Here is a 20869-nt window from a genome sequence, read left to right as displayed (position 1 = left end):
TTAATGACGACATAGTATTAAAATGTGATTATAAAGAGGGGAGTGATCAGTAATGATTAATAATATTGATATAAAAAATGCAATGACAGTTTCTTTAGATGATTGTTTACCTACTATGCCTGAATTTATTGAGGGAATAAGGAGAGCTCCAGATAGAGGCTTCCACCTTTCAAAATCACAGACAGAAATATCACTTAAAAACGCACTTCGTTACATTCCAGAAAAGTATCATGAGGAGCTTATCCCAGAATTTATGGAGGAGCTTACTACAAGAGGCAGAATATATGGATACAGGTTTCGTCCCGAAGGCAGAATATATGGAAAATCAATAGATGAATATAAAGGAAACTGTATTGAAGGTAAAGCTTTTCAGCTTATGATTGATAATAATCTTGATTCTGAAGTGGCTTTATATCCTTATGAGCTTGTTACTTACGGTGAAACAGGAAGTGTATGTCCAAATTGGATGCAATATAGACTTATAAAGAAATATCTAGAAATAATGACTCAAGATCAAACACTGGTTTTAGAATCAGGACACCCTCTTGGGCTTTTCAAATCAAAACCCGATGCACCAAGAGTAATAATTACTAATGCACTAATGATAGGCATGTTCGATAATCAAAAAGATTGGGAAATAGCAGAGGAAATGGGTGTTGCAAACTATGGACAGATGACTGCCGGAGGATGGATGTATATAGGACCTCAGGGCATAGTTCACGGTACTTACAATACTTTATTAAATGCAGGTAGAATGAAGCTTGGAATTCCAAATGATGGTGATTTAAGAGGACATATATTTGTAACATCAGGTTTGGGCGGTATGAGCGGTGCTCAGCCAAAGGCAATCGAAATCGCAAATAGTGTAGGCATCGTAGCTGAGGTTGATGAATCAAGAATTAGTACAAGACTTGAGCAAGGGTGGGTTATGAAGCAATCATCAGATCTTGATGAGGTATTCAAAATTGCTGACGAATACTTGGAAAAGAAAGAGCCAATGTCAATTGCATATCACGGAAATATAGTTGATTTGCTTGAGTATGCAGTAAAAAACAACAAAAAGATTGATTTATTATCTGACCAAACATCTTGCCATGCGGCATACGAAGGTGGATATTGCCCTAAGGGAGTAACTTTTGAGGAAAGAACAAGTCTTCTTGCAAAAGACAGAACTAATTTTTGCCAATTGGTTGACAAAAGTTTAAAACGTCATTTTGAACTTATAAAAATATTAGTTGAAAGAGGGACATACTTCTTTGATTATGGCAATTCATTTATGAAAGCAATTTATGATGCCGGTGTTAAGGAAATATCTAAAAATGGAATAGACGAAAAAGATGGCTTTATATTTCCATCTTACGTAGAAGATATAATGGGACCACAGCTATTTGACTATGGATATGGACCATTCAGATGGGTATGTTTAAGTGGAAAGAATGAAGATTTAATAAAAACAGATCATGCTGCAATGGGATGCATAGACCCAAATAGAAGATACCAGGATAGAGATAACTATAACTGGATAAGGGATGCAGAAAAAAACAATCTTGTTGTTGGTACAAAAGCAAGAATACTTTATCAGGATGCTACAGGAAGAATAAACATAGCTCTTAAGTTCAATGAAATGGTAAGAAATGGAGAGATAGGACCTGTTATGATGGGTAGAGATCATCATGATGTAAGTGGTACTGATTCACCATTTAGAGAAACTTCCAACATAAAAGATGGAAGTAATGTTATGGCAGATATGGCTGTACAGTGCTATGCCGGGAATGCAGCAAGAGGTATGAGTCTTGTAGCACTTCATAACGGTGGCGGTGTAGGAATCGGAAAATCAATAAATGGAGGATTCGGTCTTGTACTTGATGGAAGTTATAGAGTAGACGAGATAATCAAATCCGCTCTTTCATGGGATGTTATGAATGGAGTTGCAAGACGTTCATGGGCAAGAAATGAACATTCTATAGAAACAGTCATAGAATTTAACAATACACATAAAGGTACAGACCATGTTACTATTCCTTATTTAACAAACGAAAAACTTGTAAGGGATACTGTTAGCAAGTATTTTGATAAATAATATATTTAAGGGGATGTATTTATGAAAAAAGGAAATTTGCTTATAAAAAACTCCTCGGAACTTGTTACCTGCAGTGGTAGCAATGCAAAATACGGTGAGGAAATGAAAAACATTCATATCATAAAAAATGGAGCCGTTGTCATTGAAGATGGCATAATTAAAGCTGTTAATACTACCGAAGAAATATTGAAAATTTACAATGAAGCAGATTATGAAGTTATAGACGCATCTAATAAATGCGTCCTTCCAGGATTTGTAGACTCTCACACTCATTTTGTATTTGGTGGCTACAGGGCAGATGAATTTGCTTGGAGACTCCGCGGAGACAGCTATATGGATATAATGGAGAGAGGCGGCGGAATACAAAATACAGTAAACGCAACAAGGAATGCTTCAGATGAAGAACTTTATAATATTGGAATTGAAAGGCTTAATGAGATGCTTAAACTTGGAGTAACAACTGTAGAAGGTAAAAGCGGTTATGGCCTTGATTTTGATACAGAAATAAAGCAGCTTAGTGTTATGAAGAAACTTAATGAAGATCATGCTATGGACCTCGCAATTACCTTTTTAGGTGCACATTCTGTTCCACCCGAATACAAAGGTAAAAATAATGAATATATTGACTTCATTATAGATAAAGTTCTCCCTGTGGTTAAATCAGAGAATCTTGCAGAGTTTTGCGATGTTTTTTGCGAAGACAAAGTTTTTTCTGTAGATGAATCACGAAAACTTCTTTTGAAAGCAAAGGAAATGGGTTTTAAACTTAAACTTCATGCGGATGAAATAGTAACCCTTGGAGGATCAGAGCTTGCAGCAGAAGTTGGCGCAATATCAGCCGACCATCTATTACATGCTTCAGATGATGGAATAAAAGCCATGGCAGATAAAAAGGTAATTTCTACCCTCCTTCCCTGTACTGCATTTTGCCTAAAAGAACCATATGCAAGGGCAAGGGAAATGATTGATAAGGGCTGCGCTGTAGCACTGGCATCGGATTTTAATCCAGGAAGCTGCTTTACATATTCAATACCTCTGGTATTCGCAGTGGCAGCTATATATATGAATATGAGTACGGAAGAAGCTATAACAGCGCTTACAATAAATGGTGCTGCTGCTGTCGGTAGAGCAGATTCCATTGGAAGTATCGACCCTGGTAAAAAGGGTGATATTGTTATTTTGAAATATCCTTCTTATAATTTTATACCATATCATACGGGTATAAACATTGTAGAAAAAGTAATTAAAGCTGGGAATGTAGTTGTTAATATATAATTAATCTTAAATAGTAAAGGAGAGAATATTATGTTAAAATTAGTAGAATGCGTTCCAAATTTTAGTGAAGGCAGAAACAAACAAATAATTGAAAGCATAGTTGACGAGATAAGAAATACAGAAAATGTAAAATTACTTGACTATTCTTCCGATAAAGACCATAACAGGACAGTTGTTACATTTGTTGCTTCACCTGAAGATGCTAAAAAAGCAGCTTTTAAGCTAGTTAAAAGAGCATCAGAGCTTATAGATATGAGGACTCAAGAAGGTGCTCATCCAAGAATGGGAGCTACAGATGTGGTTCCATTTATTCCAATTCAGGATATTACTACAGAAGAATGTGTTGAAATGGCTAAAGAACTTGGCAAGAAAGTTGGAGAAGAATTAAATATTCCTGTTTATCTTTATGAAGATGCAGCTACTTGTGAAGCACGAAGAAATCTTGCTAAAATTAGAAAAGGTCAGTACGAGGGATTCTTTGAAAAAATAAAACTTCCAGAATGGAAACCTGATTTTGGTCCATGTGAAATGAATGAAAAAAGTGGCTGTATAGTTATAGGTGCCAGATTTCCACTTGTAGCATACAATGTAAACTTAGGCACAGACAATATGGAAATAGCAACTGCTATTGCTAAAAAAGTAAGATTTATAGGTGGAGGGCTTAGATTTGTAAAGGCTATGGGCGTTAAACTTTGTGAGAGAAACATAGTTCAGATTTCTATGAATCTTGTAAATTATGAAAAAACCGCCGTATACAGAGCCCATGAAATGGTTAAAATGGAAGCTTTACGATATGGAGTACCCGTTGTTGGCAGTGAAGTTATTGGATTGGTTCCTTTGAAAGCATTAATAGACTGTGCTGAATATTATCTTCAAATAGAAAACTTTGATATAAGTCAAATACTTGAAAAGAAACTTTCAGAATAAAAACCTAAAAAACTTTCAGGGTAAGGAGCCAAGAAAATATAATTAATTATGATGAGGAGTCGAATTATATGAGTATTGTTCCGAGTGATATTGAAGTAGCTCAAAAGGCTAAAATGCTACCCATTGCAAACATTGCTGAAAAATTAGGAATTGAAGATGATGAATTAGAATTTTATGGTAAATACAAGGCAAAAGTTTCTTTAAGTATTTTTGATAGATTAAAGGATAAAAAGGATGGAAAGCTAATCCTTGTAACAGCAATTACTCCAACTCCTGCAGGTGAAGGAAAATCAACTACTGCTATTGGTCTTGGAGATGCCTTGAATAGAATAGGTAAGAAGACATGTATAGCATTAAGAGAGCCCTCTTTAGGACCCGTATTTGGTATGAAGGGAGGAGCAGCCGGCGGCGGATATGCCCAAGTAGTTCCTATGGAAGATATTAACCTTCACTTTACAGGAGATATGCATGCTATAACTGCATCAAATAATTTACTTACTGCAGCAATTGATAACCATGTTCATCAAGGTAATAGCCTTAAGATAGATATCAGGCAGATTGTATTTAAAAGAGTTATGGATATGAATGACAGATCTCTTAGAAATATAGTTGTTGGTCTTGGTGGGAAGGTGTGTGGTTTCCCACGAGAAGATGGTTTCATGATTACCGTTGCATCAGAGGTTATGGCTATTCTTTGTCTTTCTAAAGATTTAATGGATCTTAAAGAGAGGCTCGGTAAAATAATAGTAGCTTATAACATGGATGGTAATCCAGTAACTGCAAAAGATCTTAAAATTAATGGAGCGATGACCCTTTTGATGAAGGATGCTATAAAGCCGAATATAGTTCAGACATTAGAAAATTCACCAGCAATAATTCATGGCGGACCATTTGCTAACATAGCGCATGGTTGCAATAGCCTCATAGCTACAAAGCTTGGTCTTAAACTTTGTGATTACTTAGTAACTGAAGCAGGTTTCGGTGCTGACCTTGGTGGAGAGAAGTTCTTTGATATAAAATGTAGATATGGAGAATTGAAACCATCCGCTACAGTTATAGTTGCTACTATAAGGGCACTGAAAATGCATGGTGGAGTATCTAAATCAGATTTAGGCATAGAAAATCTTGAAGCCCTTGGTAGTGGGTTTGAGAACTTAAAAAAACAGGTTGAAAATATAAGAAAATTTAATGTACCTGTAATGGTTGCTGTAAATAGATTCAGTAACGATACAGAAAAAGAAATAGAACTTCTTATATCAAAATGTAAAGAGTTCGGAGTTGACATAGCCCTTAATGAAGTATGGTCTAAAGGCTCCGAAGGCGGAGTTGATATGGCCCGAAAGCTTATAAAACTTGTTGAAACAGAGGAGTCAAACTTTAAACCTATTTATGATGTAAGTAGTTCTATAAACGAAAAAATCAACACAATTGTTAGGGAAATATACGGTGGAGATACAGTAGTGTTTGAAGCAGCTGCTAAAAATCAGATGAAAAAACTTGAAGAATTAGGCCTTGATAAGATGCCCCTATGCATTGCTAAAACTCAATACTCCCTATCTGATGACAATAAACTTCTTGGAGCTCCAAAAGGTTTTAAAATTACAATAAAAACTGTAAGAGTCTCTGCAGGTGCAGGATTTATTGTATGCGAAGCTGGCACCATAATGACCATGCCAGGACTTCCTAAGGTTAGCGCCGCAGAAAAGATGGATATAGATGGAAGTGGAGTTATAACAGGATTATTTTAGACATATGCTCATATTATGTTGAAAAGATAGAGAAAGGAGTACATTATAATGTTATTAGTTGATAAAAGCGTTAGAGAATTCATTGACCAAACCTCCCAAAATTGCCCCGTACCAGGAGGGGGAAGCATTGCCGCACTATCAGCTGCATCTGCTGCAGCACTTGTTTCAATGGTTGCAAGTTTGACTATTGGTAAAAAAGGTTATGAAGATAGTGAAGTCATGATGAAAGAAGTTTATGAACAAGCCAACAAATATAAAGAAAGATTTATAGAGTATATAGATGCAGACTCTGAATCTTTTCATGGAGTAATGGATGCCTTCAAATTGCCAAAAAACAGTGATGAAGAGAAATCTGCAAGAAAAGAAACTATTCAAAATGCATTAAAGCATGCATCAGAGACTCCATATAAGATAGCAGAAGATGCGTATGCACTTATGGATTACTCAGAAAAGGCAATAAAACACGGGAATAAAAATGCAGTAACTGATGGTGCTGTATCAGCTATGATGGCAAGAAGTGCAGTTCTATCAGCTCTTTACAATGTAAAAATAAATCTATCCTCAATCAATGATAGTGAGTTCGTAGCTCGATTTGAAAAAAAAGTATCTACTCTTGAAAAAAATGTAGTTGAAAGAGAAAAACAACTACTAAGCAAAGTAGTTTTATAATAGGGATAGATCCCCATAGCCATCAACCTAAGGTAAATCATAATTTGCCTTAGGTTGTTTTTTAATATGCTTATCATACTGAAAACTATATTTAAAATAATGATAGTGATGTAATTATAAATACATAAATAATTTGGGAGGCTAAATACAATGTTTGATAAAAATTATAAAATAACGGATAAAACAGTTTGGCAGGGACGCACTGATAGTGAAACCAACTATGATGCTTTTAGATGGCATCAATGTGTAAAGATAATAGATTTAAAAAGAGATGATTTAATTCCCTACACCGGTAAACTGGGATTTGCTTTTATTGGTTTTTGTTGTGATGAAGGTGTAAGGCTTAATAGTGGCAGAATAGGGGCATCAAAGGGTCCTAAAAGTATAAGAAAAGAATTATCTAACCTTCCATGCAATTTTTCACAAGAAGTTAAACTTTTTGATGTAGGAGATATATTATGTGAAAACTGTACCCTTGATGAAAGCCAAGCTCTTCTATCAAAAGCAATCGAAAAGATTTTAAATTTAAATCTTTTTCCTATTATTTTGGGCGGTGGTCACGAAGTTGCTTTTGGAAGTTATATGGGTACATTAAATTACTTATCACAAAAAAGCCAAGAACCTAATATCGGGATAATAAATTTTGATGCTCATTTTGATTTAAGACCTTATACAAAAGTGACCAGTTCCGGAACAATGTTTAGACAAATAGCAGATATTTGTAGTGATAGGGATCTTCAATATTCTTATTTGTGCATCGGAGTTCAAAAGCACAGTAACACCATAGATCTTTTTAAAACAGCTGATAGACTCGGTGTTAAATACATGCTTGCGAAAGATATAATAGATAGTGACAGTTGGCCGCTTATGGAGGAAATAGATACTTTCATAAAATTTAAAGATTATCTATATGTAACTATATGCTCCGATGTATTTTCTACAGCTTTTGCACCAGGAGTAAGTTCGTCACAACCACTTGGTCTCGATCCTGAACGTGTATTAAAGTTCCTTAAATACATTTTAAGGTCAAATAAAGTAGTAAGTTTTGATATAGCTGAGGTTTCGCCAAGATTTGACCAAGACGACGTTACAGCAAACTTAGCAGCTGTATTGATTTTTTCTGTTATCAATACACTTTGTGAAACAAATAGTTTGTCTATCTAAAAGTTGTTACATATTAATAATAAATTTGAGTTTACCAAGTCTGTGAATCAGTTTTTTTTAAATAATTTATCGGAGGTCTTTAAATGAAAGAAAAGATGAGTACGAAGACTTTGGTTTCAACTTCCGTTTTCATTGCAATTGCAGTAATTCTAAGATCAATTAGTATAATGATCCCAATTGGTGGTGCAGGGGCTGTGAGAATTAGCATTGATGGTATTTTCTATATTCTTCCTGGAATTATTTTCGGACCAATTTATGGGGCACTTTCTGGTGGTCTTGTGGATATTCTTGCATATATTATAAGACCTCTGGGACCTTATATTCCACTATTTACTTTAATGACAATGCTCGCAGGCTTTATTCCAGGACTAATATGGAAACACACAAAATTTACTAAAGTTACAAAACAAGTGAAATACTATATTACTTGTTTTGCAACTTTAGGATTAATAGGAATTGTTAATACTATTGTAATATTGCTATTTCCAAAATCAAATTTAGGCAAACTTATATTTTCGCTTGGAAAGAAAACTCAGTTTATTGGCATTGGACTCGAGATTATAGCACTGCTTGGTTTTGTAATTTTGGTTATTAATAATGTGATTAAAAGAAACAATAGTGAAAATAAACTATATGATAACTATATTAAAATGATTTTAGCAATAGGATTGCCTGCAATTGTAATTTCATCTATTAACACTTATTTTCTAATATTATTTATACCAGGGCTTTCTAGTGTAGGTTTTATGGTTTTGTGGCTTCCTAGAATTGCAGAATCATGTCTAATGATAATAATTCAGTCGTATATAATATCTATCCTTTTAAATGTTTATGAATTGGTGTTTAGAATAGATCTTAAATGTTAATTTAGTAATAATCATTGATGATTATATTAAAAAACCACACTCCTAATAATATAGGAATGTGGTTTTTTAATACGTTCTTACTTTATACTATGCAGTTATATTTGTTGCTTCATCTCTTTTATCTTGTATCAATTTTTGCACTTTATCTGCATGCCCCTTCATTGATATAGATATGAATAAGAATACAACTAACATTGCTGCAAGGACTATTACATCTTTTGTAAATACGCCATAATCAATACCTGATATTACTTCTCTTAACCCAGATACTGCATAAGTAAATGGCATAAATGGATTTAAAACCTTAAACAAATTAGGTACAACTTCTATTGGGAATGTACCTGCACAAGAAGTAAGTTGAAGAATTAATAATACAATTGATATTAATCTCCCTGCTTGCCCAAGTAAGAATACCATGCATTGAATAATCGCTATAAACACATTTGATAAGAAAATATTAAACAAGAAATACAGTAGTATATTACTTGGTCTAAGACCTAATAACATTACAGCTCCACTTGCAAGTACCGCTTGCATAGCTCCTATAGCTCCATATGATAAGAACTTACCTGCTACTACAGAAGCTGGGCTTGCTGCAATATCTGCATCTACCTTATCTGTAATTACAAAGAACATCATTAAAGCTCCTACCCATAATGATAGTGGAATGAAATATGGAGTAAATCCTTCACCATAAGTCTTAACAGGGTTTATTGGCTTTTGATCCATAACTACTGGCTGCGAGAATGTCTCTCCCATAGTTTTACTATCATTTTTCAAGCTACTACTAAGGTCCTTATGACCATCTGCAAGCTTTTTGTTAAGTTCTTTAGAACCACCTGCTAACTCTGTCATGCCACCATCTAATTTATTAGTACCATCATCTAACTTGTTTACCCCATCTTTTAGCTCAGGTAATTTGCCATTTAAAGTACTAATTCCTTTTGTAAGCTCTGCTGAACCTGCATTTAGTTTCGATGTTCCATCTGCTAAAGCTGGCATCTTTTTACTAAATTGTGCTAGCCCTCCTGATAAAGCTCCTGAGCCTCCCGATAAAGCTCCTGAACCTACCGCTAACTTCTGCACGCCTCCAGTTAAAGCTGGGATTTTATCATTAAGCTCTGAAATCCCTCCTGATAAAGCTCCTGAACCTGCAACTAACTCCTGCACGCCTCCAGTTAAAGCTGGCATTTTACCATTAAGCTCTGAAAGTCCATTACTGAATTTACCATTCATACCATCATATAGATGATTTAGACCTCTACTAATTTTAGCTGCACCGCCCGCTGCTCCACCTGTTTTTTCTGCAAACATTCCAGCCCCTTTTGAAAATTCTTCTGCACCTTGTGCAAAGTCATGCGAACCCTTTACAAAGTCTGAGGATCCATCCTTTAATAGCTTAGATCCTTCTGCTACTCCATGAGCACCCTTTTGAAGTCCATTCATCATCGCTACGTTGTTTTCATCTGTAGCATTTTTATTTAATGCAGTTAATGTAGCTGAAACGACTTGCATATTTGCATTATCCTTTGCTTCTGGATGATCTTTAAAATATGATTCCAGCTTTTCATTTGCTTGTTGCAATGCCACTTGATATTTTTTACTATTATCTACTAAACCATCTACTCCGCCAGCAACTTTTGCACTGCCCACGCTAAGATCACTCATGCTATCTTTCATTTTATCGTATCCACCACTAAGCTCTTTTGATCCACCATTTAACTTAGTTGATGAATCATTTAACTTAGTTGATCCCTCTTTAGTTCCTGCAAGTCCTGAAGCAAGAGTTGCTGCTCCGTCTCTAAGTTCTTTAGTTGGAGGTACCATTTCAGTCGCATATTTATCATTAAGCTGTTGTACCCCCGTTACCATAGTTGATACTTGCTTATTAAGCTCCAATAAGCCATTATTGAGCTTATCTGCACCACCATGAAGTTTTTGTACTCCTGTTCCCATAGATGGTACTTGGTTGTTAAGCTCCGATAATCCATTATTAAGCTGCGATAATCCATTATTTAGCTTATCTGCACCGCCATGAAGCTGATTTACCCCACTTACCATTGTAGGCACTTGAGCTTTAAGCTCCCCTAGCTTGCTAGTTAATGTATTAGAACCCACTAGTAATTTCCCTACTCCATCCATCATTTCTGGAACATTACTTTTAAGTTTCCCGGTTCCATCTTTTAACTGATGCGTACCATCTTTTGCGGTAACTACACCGTCAGCGAGTTTTTTGCTTCCATCAGCAGCTTTTTTCATACCATCTTTAAGTTCATATAAACTATCAAACACTGCTGTTGCGTATTCTTTTGACATACTTTTGGTTAGTTCTGATTTAAGCTGATCTAAAACTTTACCATTGATTTGTGCTGCTAAAAAATTCCTCTTTTCATTTGCACTATATAATATAGTAGCTTGTTCTGGTTTACCTTTAGTCGAACTTAAAGCATTTTGCGAAAAATCTTCAGGAATTACGAACATGGCATAATAACTCTTTCCCTTGACTCCATCTTCAGCTTGCTCTTTTGTAACAAACCTCCAGCCTACTGCTTCCTTATCTTTAAGATTATTTACTAAATCTTGACCGTAGTTAACTTTTTTTCCGTCCTTTAAGCTTCCTCTATCTTGGTTTACCACAGCCACTGGCATATCCTTAATTCTAGCATATGGATCCCAAAAAGCATCAAGATAAAGTAAACTATACAAAAGTGGAACTATAATAATTGCTACTACCGATACTCGTATGAATCTATTTTTAAATATACTTGAGATATCTCTCCAAGCTACTTTTAAAAAGTTCATGTTATCACCTCATCCTTTATATATATAATTATTTTCTACAACAGTTTTAACAACATTAATTTATCAACTGACTAGTCAGTCATATATGTATATTTTACATTTTTTTTTCATAAAGTCAATGTATTTTTTGTTAACAAAAGAAGTAAACGTGCTCATTAATTTTATAATTTCATTTGAAATAAAAAACAGCAAGATATTCTATTATCTAGAATTACCTTACTGTATATTTTTACTTTATTCCATTTAGTAGGTGCTCCATAAAATTATCTGTAATTTCATCTAATTTCATACTATCATTTTTAATAACATTATAAACGGCTACTGATACTAAGTTTCCAAAATACATATATGTTAAAAAAGAAGATTCACATTTTTTTATAGCTCCCTCAGCCATAGCACTTGCTAAGAATTTTTCAATATCTTCCATATAAGCCTTTAGCATTTCTCTAAGCTCAGTATGTCTTATTTTCCCTCCCCATGCTTGACTCATTATAACCTTAAATAAATCCCTATTTTCATATGCCAATTTTAACTGATCCTTGGTTAGTTCTCTTAATTTACAGGTATAGTCTCCCTTCCCTGTAGTAATTTTTTCTATTTGTTGCCTAAGTAAGCTTACTCCCTCTGTAATTATGTATTTAAAAACCTCATCCTTACTTTTAAAATAATAGTACACCGTACCTTTAGCTACTCCAGCATTTGCTGAAATCTCATCCATAGTGGCTCCGTCATATCCATTAGTAGAAAAAGTTTTAATTGCAGACTGAAATATAGCTCTTTTTGTTTTATTCATTAACTCACCTCAACTTATCAATAAATTTATCTTATATAGTTATTTTAGTATTAAGGAACATTAAATCTTATTTCAAATATCTTAATCGATATTTCAATAATACTATACTATATCCCTATAAATTGAAAGTATTTTTATCATTATCTAAAATTAACTTTTCAATTTTTAATTTTCCTAAAGTATTAAAATATACAGTATGTCATTAAATCATCTTCTGCGAATCTTCAATTTCAACGACTTCAGAAGGAGATTTAGAATTCCGCTGAAGCTTTTTTTATTGTAGTAACTACCCACACTTATAGAAGTTGGGCGACTTTCCTTCTGAAATTTCGTTAACCGTTCATTTCTATTTTTCCCATTTATGTAATATATGTTTCTGTTAAAATCAAATATTAATTTAAAAATTTAATAAATTAGATTATTTAATACAATATATTAGTAAGTGATTAATAATTTTGTGAATATAATGGATTAATATATTAATAATGGATATACTATGATTTATAAGTTATAAAAATTCATAATTAAAGGGTGATAATATGAGAATACCAAACCACATCGGAGTAATTCCCGATGGAAATAGAAGATGGTCGGTAGATAATGGTTTATCAAAAGATAAAGGGTATTCCTTTGGACTAGATCCTGGTCTGTCTTTGTATAAACTTTGCAAAGCTGTGGGCGTAAAGGAAATAACTTATTATGGGTTTACTACTGATAATACAAAAAGACCACCCTTGCAGAGAGAAGCTTTTGCTAAAGCTTGTGTAGATGCAGTAAAACTTTTAAGTACACAGGATGCTGATTTATTAGTAGTAGGAAATAGTGCCTCACCTATGTTTCCTAAAGAACTACTTCCTTTCACCTCACGTAGAACCTTTGGTAAAGGTGGTATGAAGCTAAACTTTCTCGTAAACTATGGCTGGGAATGGGATCTAAGTAATCTAGATCAAAACAAAAGTAGCAAAAGAAGTAATATATTTAATTGCATAAAAACTAATGATATCTCTAGAGTAGATTTAATTATTCGTTGGGGTGGAAGAAGGCGTCTTAGTGGGTTTTTGCCTTTACAATCCATATATTCTGACTTTTACGTTATAGATGACTTTTGGCCTGACTTTAAACCGGAGCATTTAACAAATGCTTTACATTGGTATGATGATCAAGATGTAACACTCGGTGGTTGATGTATATAAAAAAATAACTAAGTTACCTATTTTGAAATAGATATAAGTTTTTAATAGACTATATCTATTTTTTTATATGCTAAAATATGATTATTAGATTAAATCACCGATATATTTATTATCTAAAATGAAGCACACAACTAAACATTATAAGTGGCAGCTCTAGTTATATGCTCTGTGAGTCCCTCAAAAACTAATCTGTAAATCTTTTATTTTGATCAACTACCTCATATGCGTAGGCTTCATTTTTTTCTTGTCTTATGCTTCCATTATTATTAATTCCCGTAACTATTGTAGGTATGTTTACTAACTTGATGTCTGTGCCTTCAATTTCAACATACCTTTCTAATCCATCTTTAGATAATTTTTTATTACCTAGTTCTCTTGACTTCATACTCCCCACATTTCATCTCTCCTTTCAAATATTATGCTTTCCATTTACAAATGCTTATATACTTAATAAATTCTAAAAATATTTTATTTACTGGATAATATTTTTAATAAAAAGAGATGCTTTTATTTTTCAAAAAAATAAAAACGCTTGTCATGCGTTTTCATTGAATGGATTTATTAATCGTCACCTGCTGTGCTGCAATAACGACTTTAGAAGGATATCCCCTTTAAATTTTTCTAGTCCTATTCGTTGAATGAAATTTCCTAGTTTTTCTCCCATATTTCCATTAACCTTGTAATATTCCATTAAGGTATCAACCACAATCAATACCTTTTCTTCTGTTAATCTATCTACAATAATATCAGCTATCCTAGGGTTAAATCCACCACTACCACCTGCGACTATCATGTATCCTTCCTTGTCACCTATTATGCCTAAATCCCTAGCGTATACACTAGTGCAAGCATTCCTACAACCAGCTACTCCAATCTTTGTTCTACAAGGCATCTCCATTCCATGGTAACGCTTATCTAAAATCATTCCAATTTTCAAGGAATTTTGTTTCGCTCTTTTGCAAAATGCTGCAGGGCACATATGAACATTTTTTACAGAGTTTAGGGATTTAACTCCTGGCTGCATACCTAATTCTTCCCACACTTTTGCAACATCTTCAGATTCTAGTCCTAATATTGCAATTCTCTGCCCTGAGGTCATTTTTAAGATTCCTTTATATTTTTCAGCTACTTCAGCTATTTTTGATAGCTGTTTTGAGGTTATAAATCCCCCCGGGATATGAGGCGTTACACCATAAGTTCTTTTTCCATCTCTTACTTTTTGAAGTACAGCATATTTAGGTTCCATTAAATTTCCTCCTATTCCATGGGGATCGTAACAACCATTAATTATTATATTGCTCTTTATGTTACTTTCTTGTGATTTGATTTGTTCCTATTATACCATTATATTCTAACCCTTTAATGAAATTATAAGTATATTCCTCATTAGAATTTTCAATAAACGCTTTAATCCATACATGTCTAAGCATGTAAAATATATTTACATCTCCATTTACCATTTCCCAATAATTTTTATGAATACAGCTTGTAGTTTCCCATTCAAATATGTCATTTTCAGATTTTATAACCCTCATTACTCTATCACAAGGCATACCTTCTAACAAATAATTATTAAGGGCGTTAAATACTTCTTCTGGCCTTCCTTGCATTTCTTTTACTTTTAAAGTTTCTCCAACAGTTTTACCTTGCTTTGCAAAACATGCTTTAGCAATAACTTCTGCTTCTTCTCCATAATTTTTAATCATTTCTGTTATTATAAATGCTGTTCTAGTTTCCACTTTTCCGATTTTATCCTGTAACCAGCCATGAATATTAGATACATCAATTATATCTTCTATATTTTTCGTGGTATCTATTGGACTTCCGTAAGCCGCTGATTTTTGGGCAACATCTTTTGCATTGTCACCGTATTCATCTATATAAACTTTTCTTAAATTTGTCTCTAAATCCTCTGCTAATAAAATTTTACTAAATAACCAGGTGTGAATAGGTGCTAAAAAAGCGCTCATTATTATTCCTCCAATATCTATTTATTCTTTTAAGTCATCTCCTGCGGAGCTGCATTAACGACTTCAGAAGTAGATTTATACTCCCACTGAAGTTTTCTATTTGTTATGGTATGTAACTCCCACTTATAGCATTGGGAGACTTTCCTTCTGAAACGTCGTTAACTTATAATTTAATGATACTATATTTAGCCAATACTTACGGTAACTTATGTTACCATAACCATATCCCTATAAATTAATTACTATTTCAGAAATGGTTAATTATATTTTAAAAAAATAAAAAGAGCATTAAAGCTCTCTTTACTAAATTAGTTTTATTATTCTTCAGCTCTTATTGCTGATTTGCGTTTTGCCTTCTTCATATCAGATGCTTCTATAGTCTGTGGTTTTTTAGGCTTATTGTCTTTTTCTTTTGCTGGTGTCTTCATTTCTTTATATGGCATAAAATCACTCCTTCATAAAGTATTTTTTACTTTTAGTACAATTTTATTCATATATTTATTTTTATTTAATGTATTTTTGAGGATTTTTAGGCTCACCATTCTCTCTTACCTCAAAATGCAAATGAGGTCCTGTACTATTCCCGGTACTTCCTACTTCTCCTATTTTCATACCACCCTTTACTACTTCACCTTTTTTTACAGTAATGACACTACAATGTGCATATGTAGTTTCTATTCCTCCGCCATGGTTGATTTTTATCACATTACCATACCCATCCTGCCAAGCTGCATAAGTGACACTACCATCTAATGCCGCACTTATTGTTGCACCAAAACTCGCTGCTATATCAACTCCTTTATGCATTTTTCCCCAGCGCGCACCAAATCTTGAACTTATACTACCTCTTGATGGACTATTTATAGCTTCCAATCGAGGTGTTATTGGGTTATTAGTTCCTACCAATATTTCTTTGTTTTGCGCTGGTGTTATAGTATCTTCTTTTAAGACCTTTTCAGATATGATATTATTGTTAATGGCTATTACTTCGGTAGTAACCTTTTTCATTCCATCACTACCTTCATGACCTACCTTTTTAACACCATTCATTAGTTTACTTGAAGATTTTATAATTGTAGTAGGGTATATCGCTTGTTCTTTAATTATATTTCCTACTGTCTTTACAGTAATTAATGGAACTTGTGCTTTATTGTTATATTTAATTAATTCCTTAATAATTTCATTATTTTCATATAAGTTTCCTGTTTTAACCTTAACCGGTTCATAACTAATTTTATTCTCTATATCTGTTTTTATTATGCTATTTAGCTTCGAACCCTCAGAATAATAATCTTTTACAGAGTTTAAAATTTCTTTCCCTTGATTTTCATTTGTTACATATGCCATTTTTCTATTATCTGATTTCATTAAAAATACGTCCACTACTACATTGGATTTTTTTAACATTACTTTCTTAAGGTAATCTCCACTTATAAACATAGCATCATCATTTACCTTTACTTTACCTAAAGTTAAACCTTTTATTGTAATTACATTCCCATATTTGGATTTAATTTCGGATTGCAATTCCTTATATGTTTTATTAAATTCATTCTTATTTTTTACAAATGTTATGGTACTGCTCCCTATACAAACTTTATAACCATAAAACCTATATACATTTAAATACACCATAGTAGCGGTAATCATAAGTGTTATAATTACCACACTTATATTCATTTTATTTCGTTTTAGAGCATTCAATATTCTACCCCCCGTAATACTTACTTAATATTACCTTTTATTACAAATAATATACATTCTTGAAACATTTTTTTTATTTGTATCTTTCACTGTATGGTATACTATATGTTGAATAATAAAATCCCTATAGATTAATACATTATATAAATAACCAGCAATTTTGTATTTTAAAATTATATTTCTATAATTTTAAAAGAAAGGTAGTGACTTTATGAGTACTTTCATGTTTAAGAATGAAAACTATAAATATACTCCTGTGAGTAATATCTTTATAGATAAGTTTATGCCTAGAGCTAGAGGAGAATTTGTTAAAGTTTATCTTCTTGGGCTAAAATATTGTACAACTGGAGAAATAGGTGCTACCTCTTCAGTTATAGCAAATACGCTTGGACTTCTAGAAACAGATGTTGTAAATGCTTGGAACTATTGGAATGATGAGAACCTAATTAAAATGACCCCCATTGATAATATGGGTAACTTTAATGTTGAATTCTTGGATTTATTAGATGTTCCAAGTGACAATATCCAAAACATAAATTTGCTTGAGGAATTAACCAATTCTTCAATAAAAGGTATGCTCCAAGATATTGAAAAACTATTAGCCAAACCTCTTTCACCGAAAGAAATGACCATGTACCTAAGTTGGCAAAAAGATTATAATTTCCCCCCAGAACTAATCCTTTTATTAATTCAATATTGTGTATCAAAAGGTAAAGTTGACTATAGATACATTGAAACCATTGCAATTGCATGGCACGATGCTAATATTCGAAATATTGAAGGTGCTCAATCCTATATAAAAAAACATGAGGATAAATGGATAAACATCAGAAAAATCTTAAATTACCTAGGAATAAAAGCTCCAGAAATAATGAAACCTCAAGAACAAATATTAGATAAATGGATAAATGTTTATAAATTTTCTCTAGAAATTATATATAAAGCTTGCGATATTTGTTTTGATAGGCTTAGCCGCGCTGATTTTAAATATATCGATGGGATTCTAAATAGTTGGTTTAAAGACGGCATAAACTCTTTAGAGGATATAGAAAAAAAAGATAAAAAACGTTTAGTTACTAATAAAAAAACTACTGCCGGTGGAAAGCCTGCTAAGGGAAGTTTCAATGATTATGAACAAAGAGCTTATAATTTTGATGAACTAGAAAAAAAATTACTAGGATGGGATAATAATGATTAAAGGATATCAAACCAAAATATTAGCTATATATGATCGAATAAGGCAAGAAGAAGAGGCTGACTTTAGAAAAAGAAAAGTTCACATAGAAAAGACTCACCCTGAGATTATTGAACTAGATCACAAAATAGGTAAGCTATGTATAGAATTATCCATTAGTGCTTTGAAAAGTATTAACAATAGAGATGAATATTTACATTCTTTGAAAGAAAAAATAATAGATCTAAGAATGAAAAAATCTGAGCTATTAGTCTCTAATGGTTTTGATATGGAATACTTGAATTTGCATTATAGATGCACAAAATGTCGCGATACAGGTTTTATTGGAAATACTAAATGCCCTTGCTTTAAGCAAAAGGTTATAGATGTTTATTATACTAGTTCTGAACTTCAAGGTATGTTAAATACCAATAACTTTGATAATTTCAAATTAGACTACTATCCTTCTAGAAAAAGTGAACTTGAATCAGAATCTCCTAAAAAGAACATTGAAAAGATTTTATCTAGGTCTATGAGCTTTTTAAAGAATTTCAATACCACTGATGAAAATTTATTATTCTATGGAAGTTCTGGTACAGGAAAAACCTTTCTGTCTCATTGCATTACAAAGGAATTACTCGACAAAGGTTCTTTTGTAGTATATAGAACAGCCGAACAATTGATAAAGGCTTTAAAAGAAATTCGATTTAATGGCGACACCTCTTTAGAGGAACTACTAATAAATTGTGATTTACTTATTATAGATGATTTGGGTACTGAGCAAATTTCAGATTTTACTAAAACAGAAATGTTCAATCTACTTAATACCAAATTATTAAAACAAAAAAAAATGCTAGTGTCTACTAATTTAACTCTTGAAAATTTATTAAATACCTATACTGAGAGAATAACCTCCAGATTAATTGGGAATTTTACACTTTGCAAATTCTTTGGAGACGACATAAGAATAAAGAAAAATTTGAGTAACTCAAAATAATATAAAAATATGCACATTAATAAAAAGCACATATTACTATAAATGCGTTTGTCCTCATGAATTACTTCTAAGACCCTCAAATGCATTTTAAGTACTATGTGCTTTTGCTATCATATTTCTTTATCTTCTATTTTGATATATAAATGAATCATATAAGAATATTATTCATTTATAATTTTCCAGCTACCTTCTCAATCTTGTCCTTCAATTTTAAAAGCTCCCTTCTTATCTCCTTAAAGTTCCCAGAAACCAATTCCTTATTTCTAACTACAATCTTCCCATTAACTATTACCGTATCCACATTCCCTGCATTAGCTGAATATACCACCGCTGAATAGTAATCATATATTGGTTGCATATTTACTGATTTAGTTTCTATTAATGTTATATCAGCTTTTTTACCGACTTCAATGGATCCCACTTTATTTTCTAAACCTAATACCTTCGATCCTCCCATTGTTGCCATTTCTACTAATTCCACTGCGGGGAATAAGCTTCTATCGTTATTATATAATTTTTGTATTTTTCCAACTAGACTCATTTGAGTGATTATGTCCATGGTGTTTCCGCTCATTGGACCATCACTTCCTAGTCCTACATCTATACCTTTTTCTCTCATTTTTAATATGGGAGCCACTCCCTTTGCTCCTTTAGCATTTGCCCCTATATTATGACTTACCTTAACATTATGCTTTTTAAGTATATCTATGTCTTGTTCCTCTAAAGTTACAGCATGTGCTGCTATAAAGTTAGAATCCAGTACTCCTAAGCTTTCTACATACTCCACTGGGGTTAGCCCTAATTCTTCCTTATATTTTTCAAATTCGAAGTCCATTTCTGCTAAATGCATAGTAAAAGGCACCTCATATTTTTTAGATATTTCATAGGCTATTTTTAAACTTTCATCGCTATTGGTATAGGGTGCATGGGGTGCTATTCCTGGTGTTATTAATTCATGCCCCTTCCATTTTTCAATAAATTCTATAGAGTAATCTAATCCACCAAAGGGTTCCTCAGCATCTGGTGCTTGGAAATTTATAATACTATTACATAGTATTCCCCTCATATTTAACTCTGATGTTGCCTTTGCCACTTCATCTTCAAAGTAATACATATCACAATAGGTAGTTACTCCACCAAGCAACATTTCCGCCACTGCATATTTCGCTCCTATATAAACCAATTCCTTATTCACCAACATATTCTCTAATGGGAATAAATATCTTTTTAATCTATCCTTGCAGTCATCCGCTAAGCTTCTAAACGGAACCATAGAACCGTGGCAATGACAATTAATCATTCCTGGCATTAATATTCCATCTTCACCATCTATTATATTATATCCTTGAAACTTATTTTCTAAATCTGCTCCACCAACTGCCTTTATTTCATCTCCCTCTATTACGAGCGTACCATTTTCTATAACTTCTTTATCCTTATTCATAGTAATTATATTTACATTCTTTATTAAAATTCTATTATCTTCTATTCCTTTTTTCATATGCTA

General features: G+C 32.9%; 18 protein-coding genes. 10 read left to right on the top strand and 8 right to left on the bottom strand.

Annotated elements, in window-relative coordinates; all coding sequences use genetic code 11:
- Window positions 1-52: 52 nt before the first annotated feature.
- From ACWJKP_RS00960 to ACWJKP_RS00930, 7 genes are all read left to right on the top strand, one after another.
- Window positions 53-2080 (top strand): urocanate hydratase, encoded by a 2028-nt coding sequence (locus tag ACWJKP_RS00960; protein WP_165411794.1) that lies wholly within the window; start codon window positions 53-55, stop codon window positions 2078-2080.
- A gap of 21 nt (window positions 2081-2101) precedes the next feature.
- Window positions 2102-3355 carry an imidazolonepropionase gene (gene hutI, locus ACWJKP_RS00955; protein WP_165411795.1) on the top strand — a complete coding sequence of 418 codons (1254 nt, stop codon included), beginning with the start codon at window positions 2102-2104 and terminating at the stop codon, window positions 3353-3355.
- A gap of 30 nt (window positions 3356-3385) precedes the next feature.
- Window positions 3386-4282: a glutamate formimidoyltransferase gene (ftcD, locus tag ACWJKP_RS00950; protein ID WP_165411796.1), complete on the top strand. Its 897-nt coding sequence runs from the start codon at window positions 3386-3388 to the stop codon at window positions 4280-4282.
- 68 nt (window positions 4283-4350) lie between these two features.
- Complete coding sequence (locus ACWJKP_RS00945) at window positions 4351-6030, top strand: formate--tetrahydrofolate ligase (protein ID WP_462961375.1); 1680 nt, start codon at window positions 4351-4353, stop codon at window positions 6028-6030.
- A gap of 48 nt (window positions 6031-6078) precedes the next feature.
- Window positions 6079-6699 carry a cyclodeaminase/cyclohydrolase family protein gene (locus ACWJKP_RS00940; protein WP_165411798.1) on the top strand — a complete coding sequence of 207 codons (621 nt, stop codon included), beginning with the start codon at window positions 6079-6081 and terminating at the stop codon, window positions 6697-6699.
- A 150-nt stretch (window positions 6700-6849) separates the two neighbouring features.
- The gene (gene hutG / locus ACWJKP_RS00935) at window positions 6850-7863 is read left to right on the top strand and encodes a formimidoylglutamase (RefSeq protein WP_165411799.1); all 1014 of its coding nucleotides are present in this window, start codon (window positions 6850-6852) and stop codon (window positions 7861-7863) included.
- An 83-nt stretch (window positions 7864-7946) separates the two neighbouring features.
- The gene (locus tag ACWJKP_RS00930) at window positions 7947-8729 is read left to right on the top strand and encodes a folate family ECF transporter S component (protein ID WP_165411800.1); all 783 of its coding nucleotides are present in this window, start codon (window positions 7947-7949) and stop codon (window positions 8727-8729) included.
- 87 nt (window positions 8730-8816) lie between these two features.
- On the opposite strand, the gene ACWJKP_RS00925 is transcribed toward ACWJKP_RS00930, so the two are convergent.
- On the bottom strand, window positions 8817-11531 hold the full coding sequence (locus ACWJKP_RS00925) for a YhgE/Pip domain-containing protein (RefSeq protein ID WP_165411801.1): 2715 nt from the start codon (window positions 11529-11531) through the stop codon (window positions 8817-8819).
- Window positions 11532-11760: 229 nt separating this feature from the next.
- The gene (locus ACWJKP_RS00920) at window positions 11761-12324 is read right to left on the bottom strand and encodes a TetR/AcrR family transcriptional regulator (RefSeq protein WP_165411802.1); all 564 of its coding nucleotides are present in this window, start codon (window positions 12322-12324) and stop codon (window positions 11761-11763) included.
- A 539-nt stretch (window positions 12325-12863) separates the two neighbouring features.
- Here ACWJKP_RS00920 and ACWJKP_RS00915 point away from each other — a divergent pair.
- Window positions 12864-13508, top strand: coding sequence for an undecaprenyl diphosphate synthase family protein (locus ACWJKP_RS00915; RefSeq protein WP_165411803.1), 645 nt, complete (start codon window positions 12864-12866; stop codon window positions 13506-13508).
- 193 nt (window positions 13509-13701) lie between these two features.
- Here ACWJKP_RS00915 and ACWJKP_RS00910 read toward each other — a convergent pair whose 3' ends face one another.
- The 5 genes from ACWJKP_RS00910 to ACWJKP_RS00890 all read right to left on the bottom strand — a co-directional run bounded on the left by ACWJKP_RS00910 (window position 13702) and on the right by ACWJKP_RS00890 (window position 17191).
- Complete coding sequence (locus ACWJKP_RS00910; RefSeq protein ID WP_165411804.1) at window positions 13702-13911, bottom strand: hypothetical protein; 210 nt, start codon at window positions 13909-13911, stop codon at window positions 13702-13704.
- 174 nt (window positions 13912-14085) lie between these two features.
- Window positions 14086-14763, bottom strand: a complete 678-nt coding sequence (locus tag ACWJKP_RS00905) for an NAD(P)/FAD-dependent oxidoreductase (RefSeq protein WP_165411805.1) — start codon at window positions 14761-14763, stop codon at window positions 14086-14088.
- 61 nt (window positions 14764-14824) lie between these two features.
- Complete coding sequence (locus tag ACWJKP_RS00900) at window positions 14825-15487, bottom strand: hypothetical protein (RefSeq protein ID WP_165411806.1); 663 nt, start codon at window positions 15485-15487, stop codon at window positions 14825-14827.
- 317 nt (window positions 15488-15804) lie between these two features.
- Entirely contained in the window at window positions 15805-15930 is a 126-nt protein-coding gene (locus tag ACWJKP_RS00895; RefSeq protein WP_258280600.1) for a hypothetical protein, read from the bottom strand.
- A 61-nt stretch (window positions 15931-15991) separates the two neighbouring features.
- Window positions 15992-17191 (bottom strand): peptidoglycan DD-metalloendopeptidase family protein, encoded by a 1200-nt coding sequence (locus tag ACWJKP_RS00890; protein WP_462961374.1) that lies wholly within the window; start codon window positions 17189-17191, stop codon window positions 15992-15994.
- A gap of 211 nt (window positions 17192-17402) precedes the next feature.
- Between ACWJKP_RS00890 and ACWJKP_RS00885 the strand changes: the two genes are divergently transcribed.
- Window positions 17403-18389, top strand: a complete 987-nt coding sequence (locus tag ACWJKP_RS00885) for a DnaD domain protein (protein ID WP_165411808.1) — start codon at window positions 17403-17405, stop codon at window positions 18387-18389.
- On the top strand, window positions 18382-19362 hold the full coding sequence (locus ACWJKP_RS00880; RefSeq protein ID WP_165411809.1) for an ATP-binding protein: 981 nt from the start codon (window positions 18382-18384) through the stop codon (window positions 19360-19362). Before ACWJKP_RS00885 ends, ACWJKP_RS00880 begins: the two co-directional genes overlap by 8 nt.
- A 169-nt stretch (window positions 19363-19531) precedes the next feature.
- On the opposite strand, the gene ACWJKP_RS00875 is transcribed toward ACWJKP_RS00880, so the two are convergent.
- Entirely contained in the window at window positions 19532-20863 is a 1332-nt protein-coding gene (locus ACWJKP_RS00875) for an amidohydrolase (protein ID WP_165411810.1), read from the bottom strand.
- Window positions 20864-20869: the final 6 nt, after the last annotated feature.

It is taken from the genome of Clostridium sp. CM037, assembly GCF_055081095.1.
The sequence above is the reverse complement of the archived record's forward strand: the minus strand, read 5'-3'. Positions and strand labels throughout refer to the sequence as shown.

Bases quoted from the DNA above. Each gene is read 5' to 3' on its own strand.
- ACWJKP_RS00960 (WP_165411794.1), top strand. From the start codon at position 53: ATGATTAATAATATTGATATAAAAAATGCAATGACAGTTTCTTTAGAT.
- hutI (WP_165411795.1), top strand. From the start codon at position 2,102: ATGAAAAAAGGAAATTTGCTTATAAAAAACTCCTCGGAACTTGTTACC.
- ftcD (WP_165411796.1), top strand. From the start codon at position 3,386: ATGTTAAAATTAGTAGAATGCGTTCCAAATTTTAGTGAAGGCAGAAAC.
- ACWJKP_RS00945 (WP_462961375.1), top strand. From the start codon at position 4,351: ATGAGTATTGTTCCGAGTGATATTGAAGTAGCTCAAAAGGCTAAAATG.
- ACWJKP_RS00940 (WP_165411798.1), top strand. From the start codon at position 6,079: ATGTTATTAGTTGATAAAAGCGTTAGAGAATTCATTGACCAAACCTCC.
- hutG (WP_165411799.1), top strand. From the start codon at position 6,850: ATGTTTGATAAAAATTATAAAATAACGGATAAAACAGTTTGGCAGGGA.
- ACWJKP_RS00930 (WP_165411800.1), top strand. From the start codon at position 7,947: ATGAAAGAAAAGATGAGTACGAAGACTTTGGTTTCAACTTCCGTTTTC.
- ACWJKP_RS00925 (WP_165411801.1), bottom strand. From the start codon at position 11,531: ATGAACTTTTTAAAAGTAGCTTGGAGAGATATCTCAAGTATATTTAAA.
- ACWJKP_RS00920 (WP_165411802.1), bottom strand. From the start codon at position 12,324: ATGAATAAAACAAAAAGAGCTATATTTCAGTCTGCAATTAAAACTTTT.
- ACWJKP_RS00915 (WP_165411803.1), top strand. From the start codon at position 12,864: ATGAGAATACCAAACCACATCGGAGTAATTCCCGATGGAAATAGAAGA.
- ACWJKP_RS00905 (WP_165411805.1), bottom strand. From the start codon at position 14,763: ATGGAACCTAAATATGCTGTACTTCAAAAAGTAAGAGATGGAAAAAGA.
- ACWJKP_RS00900 (WP_165411806.1), bottom strand. From the start codon at position 15,487: ATGAGCGCTTTTTTAGCACCTATTCACACCTGGTTATTTAGTAAAATT.
- ACWJKP_RS00895 (WP_258280600.1), bottom strand. From the start codon at position 15,930: ATGCCATATAAAGAAATGAAGACACCAGCAAAAGAAAAAGACAATAAG.
- ACWJKP_RS00885 (WP_165411808.1), top strand. From the start codon at position 17,403: ATGAGTACTTTCATGTTTAAGAATGAAAACTATAAATATACTCCTGTG.
- ACWJKP_RS00880 (WP_165411809.1), top strand. From the start codon at position 18,382: ATGATTAAAGGATATCAAACCAAAATATTAGCTATATATGATCGAATA.
- ACWJKP_RS00875 (WP_165411810.1), bottom strand. From the start codon at position 20,863: ATGAAAAAAGGAATAGAAGATAATAGAATTTTAATAAAGAATGTAAAT.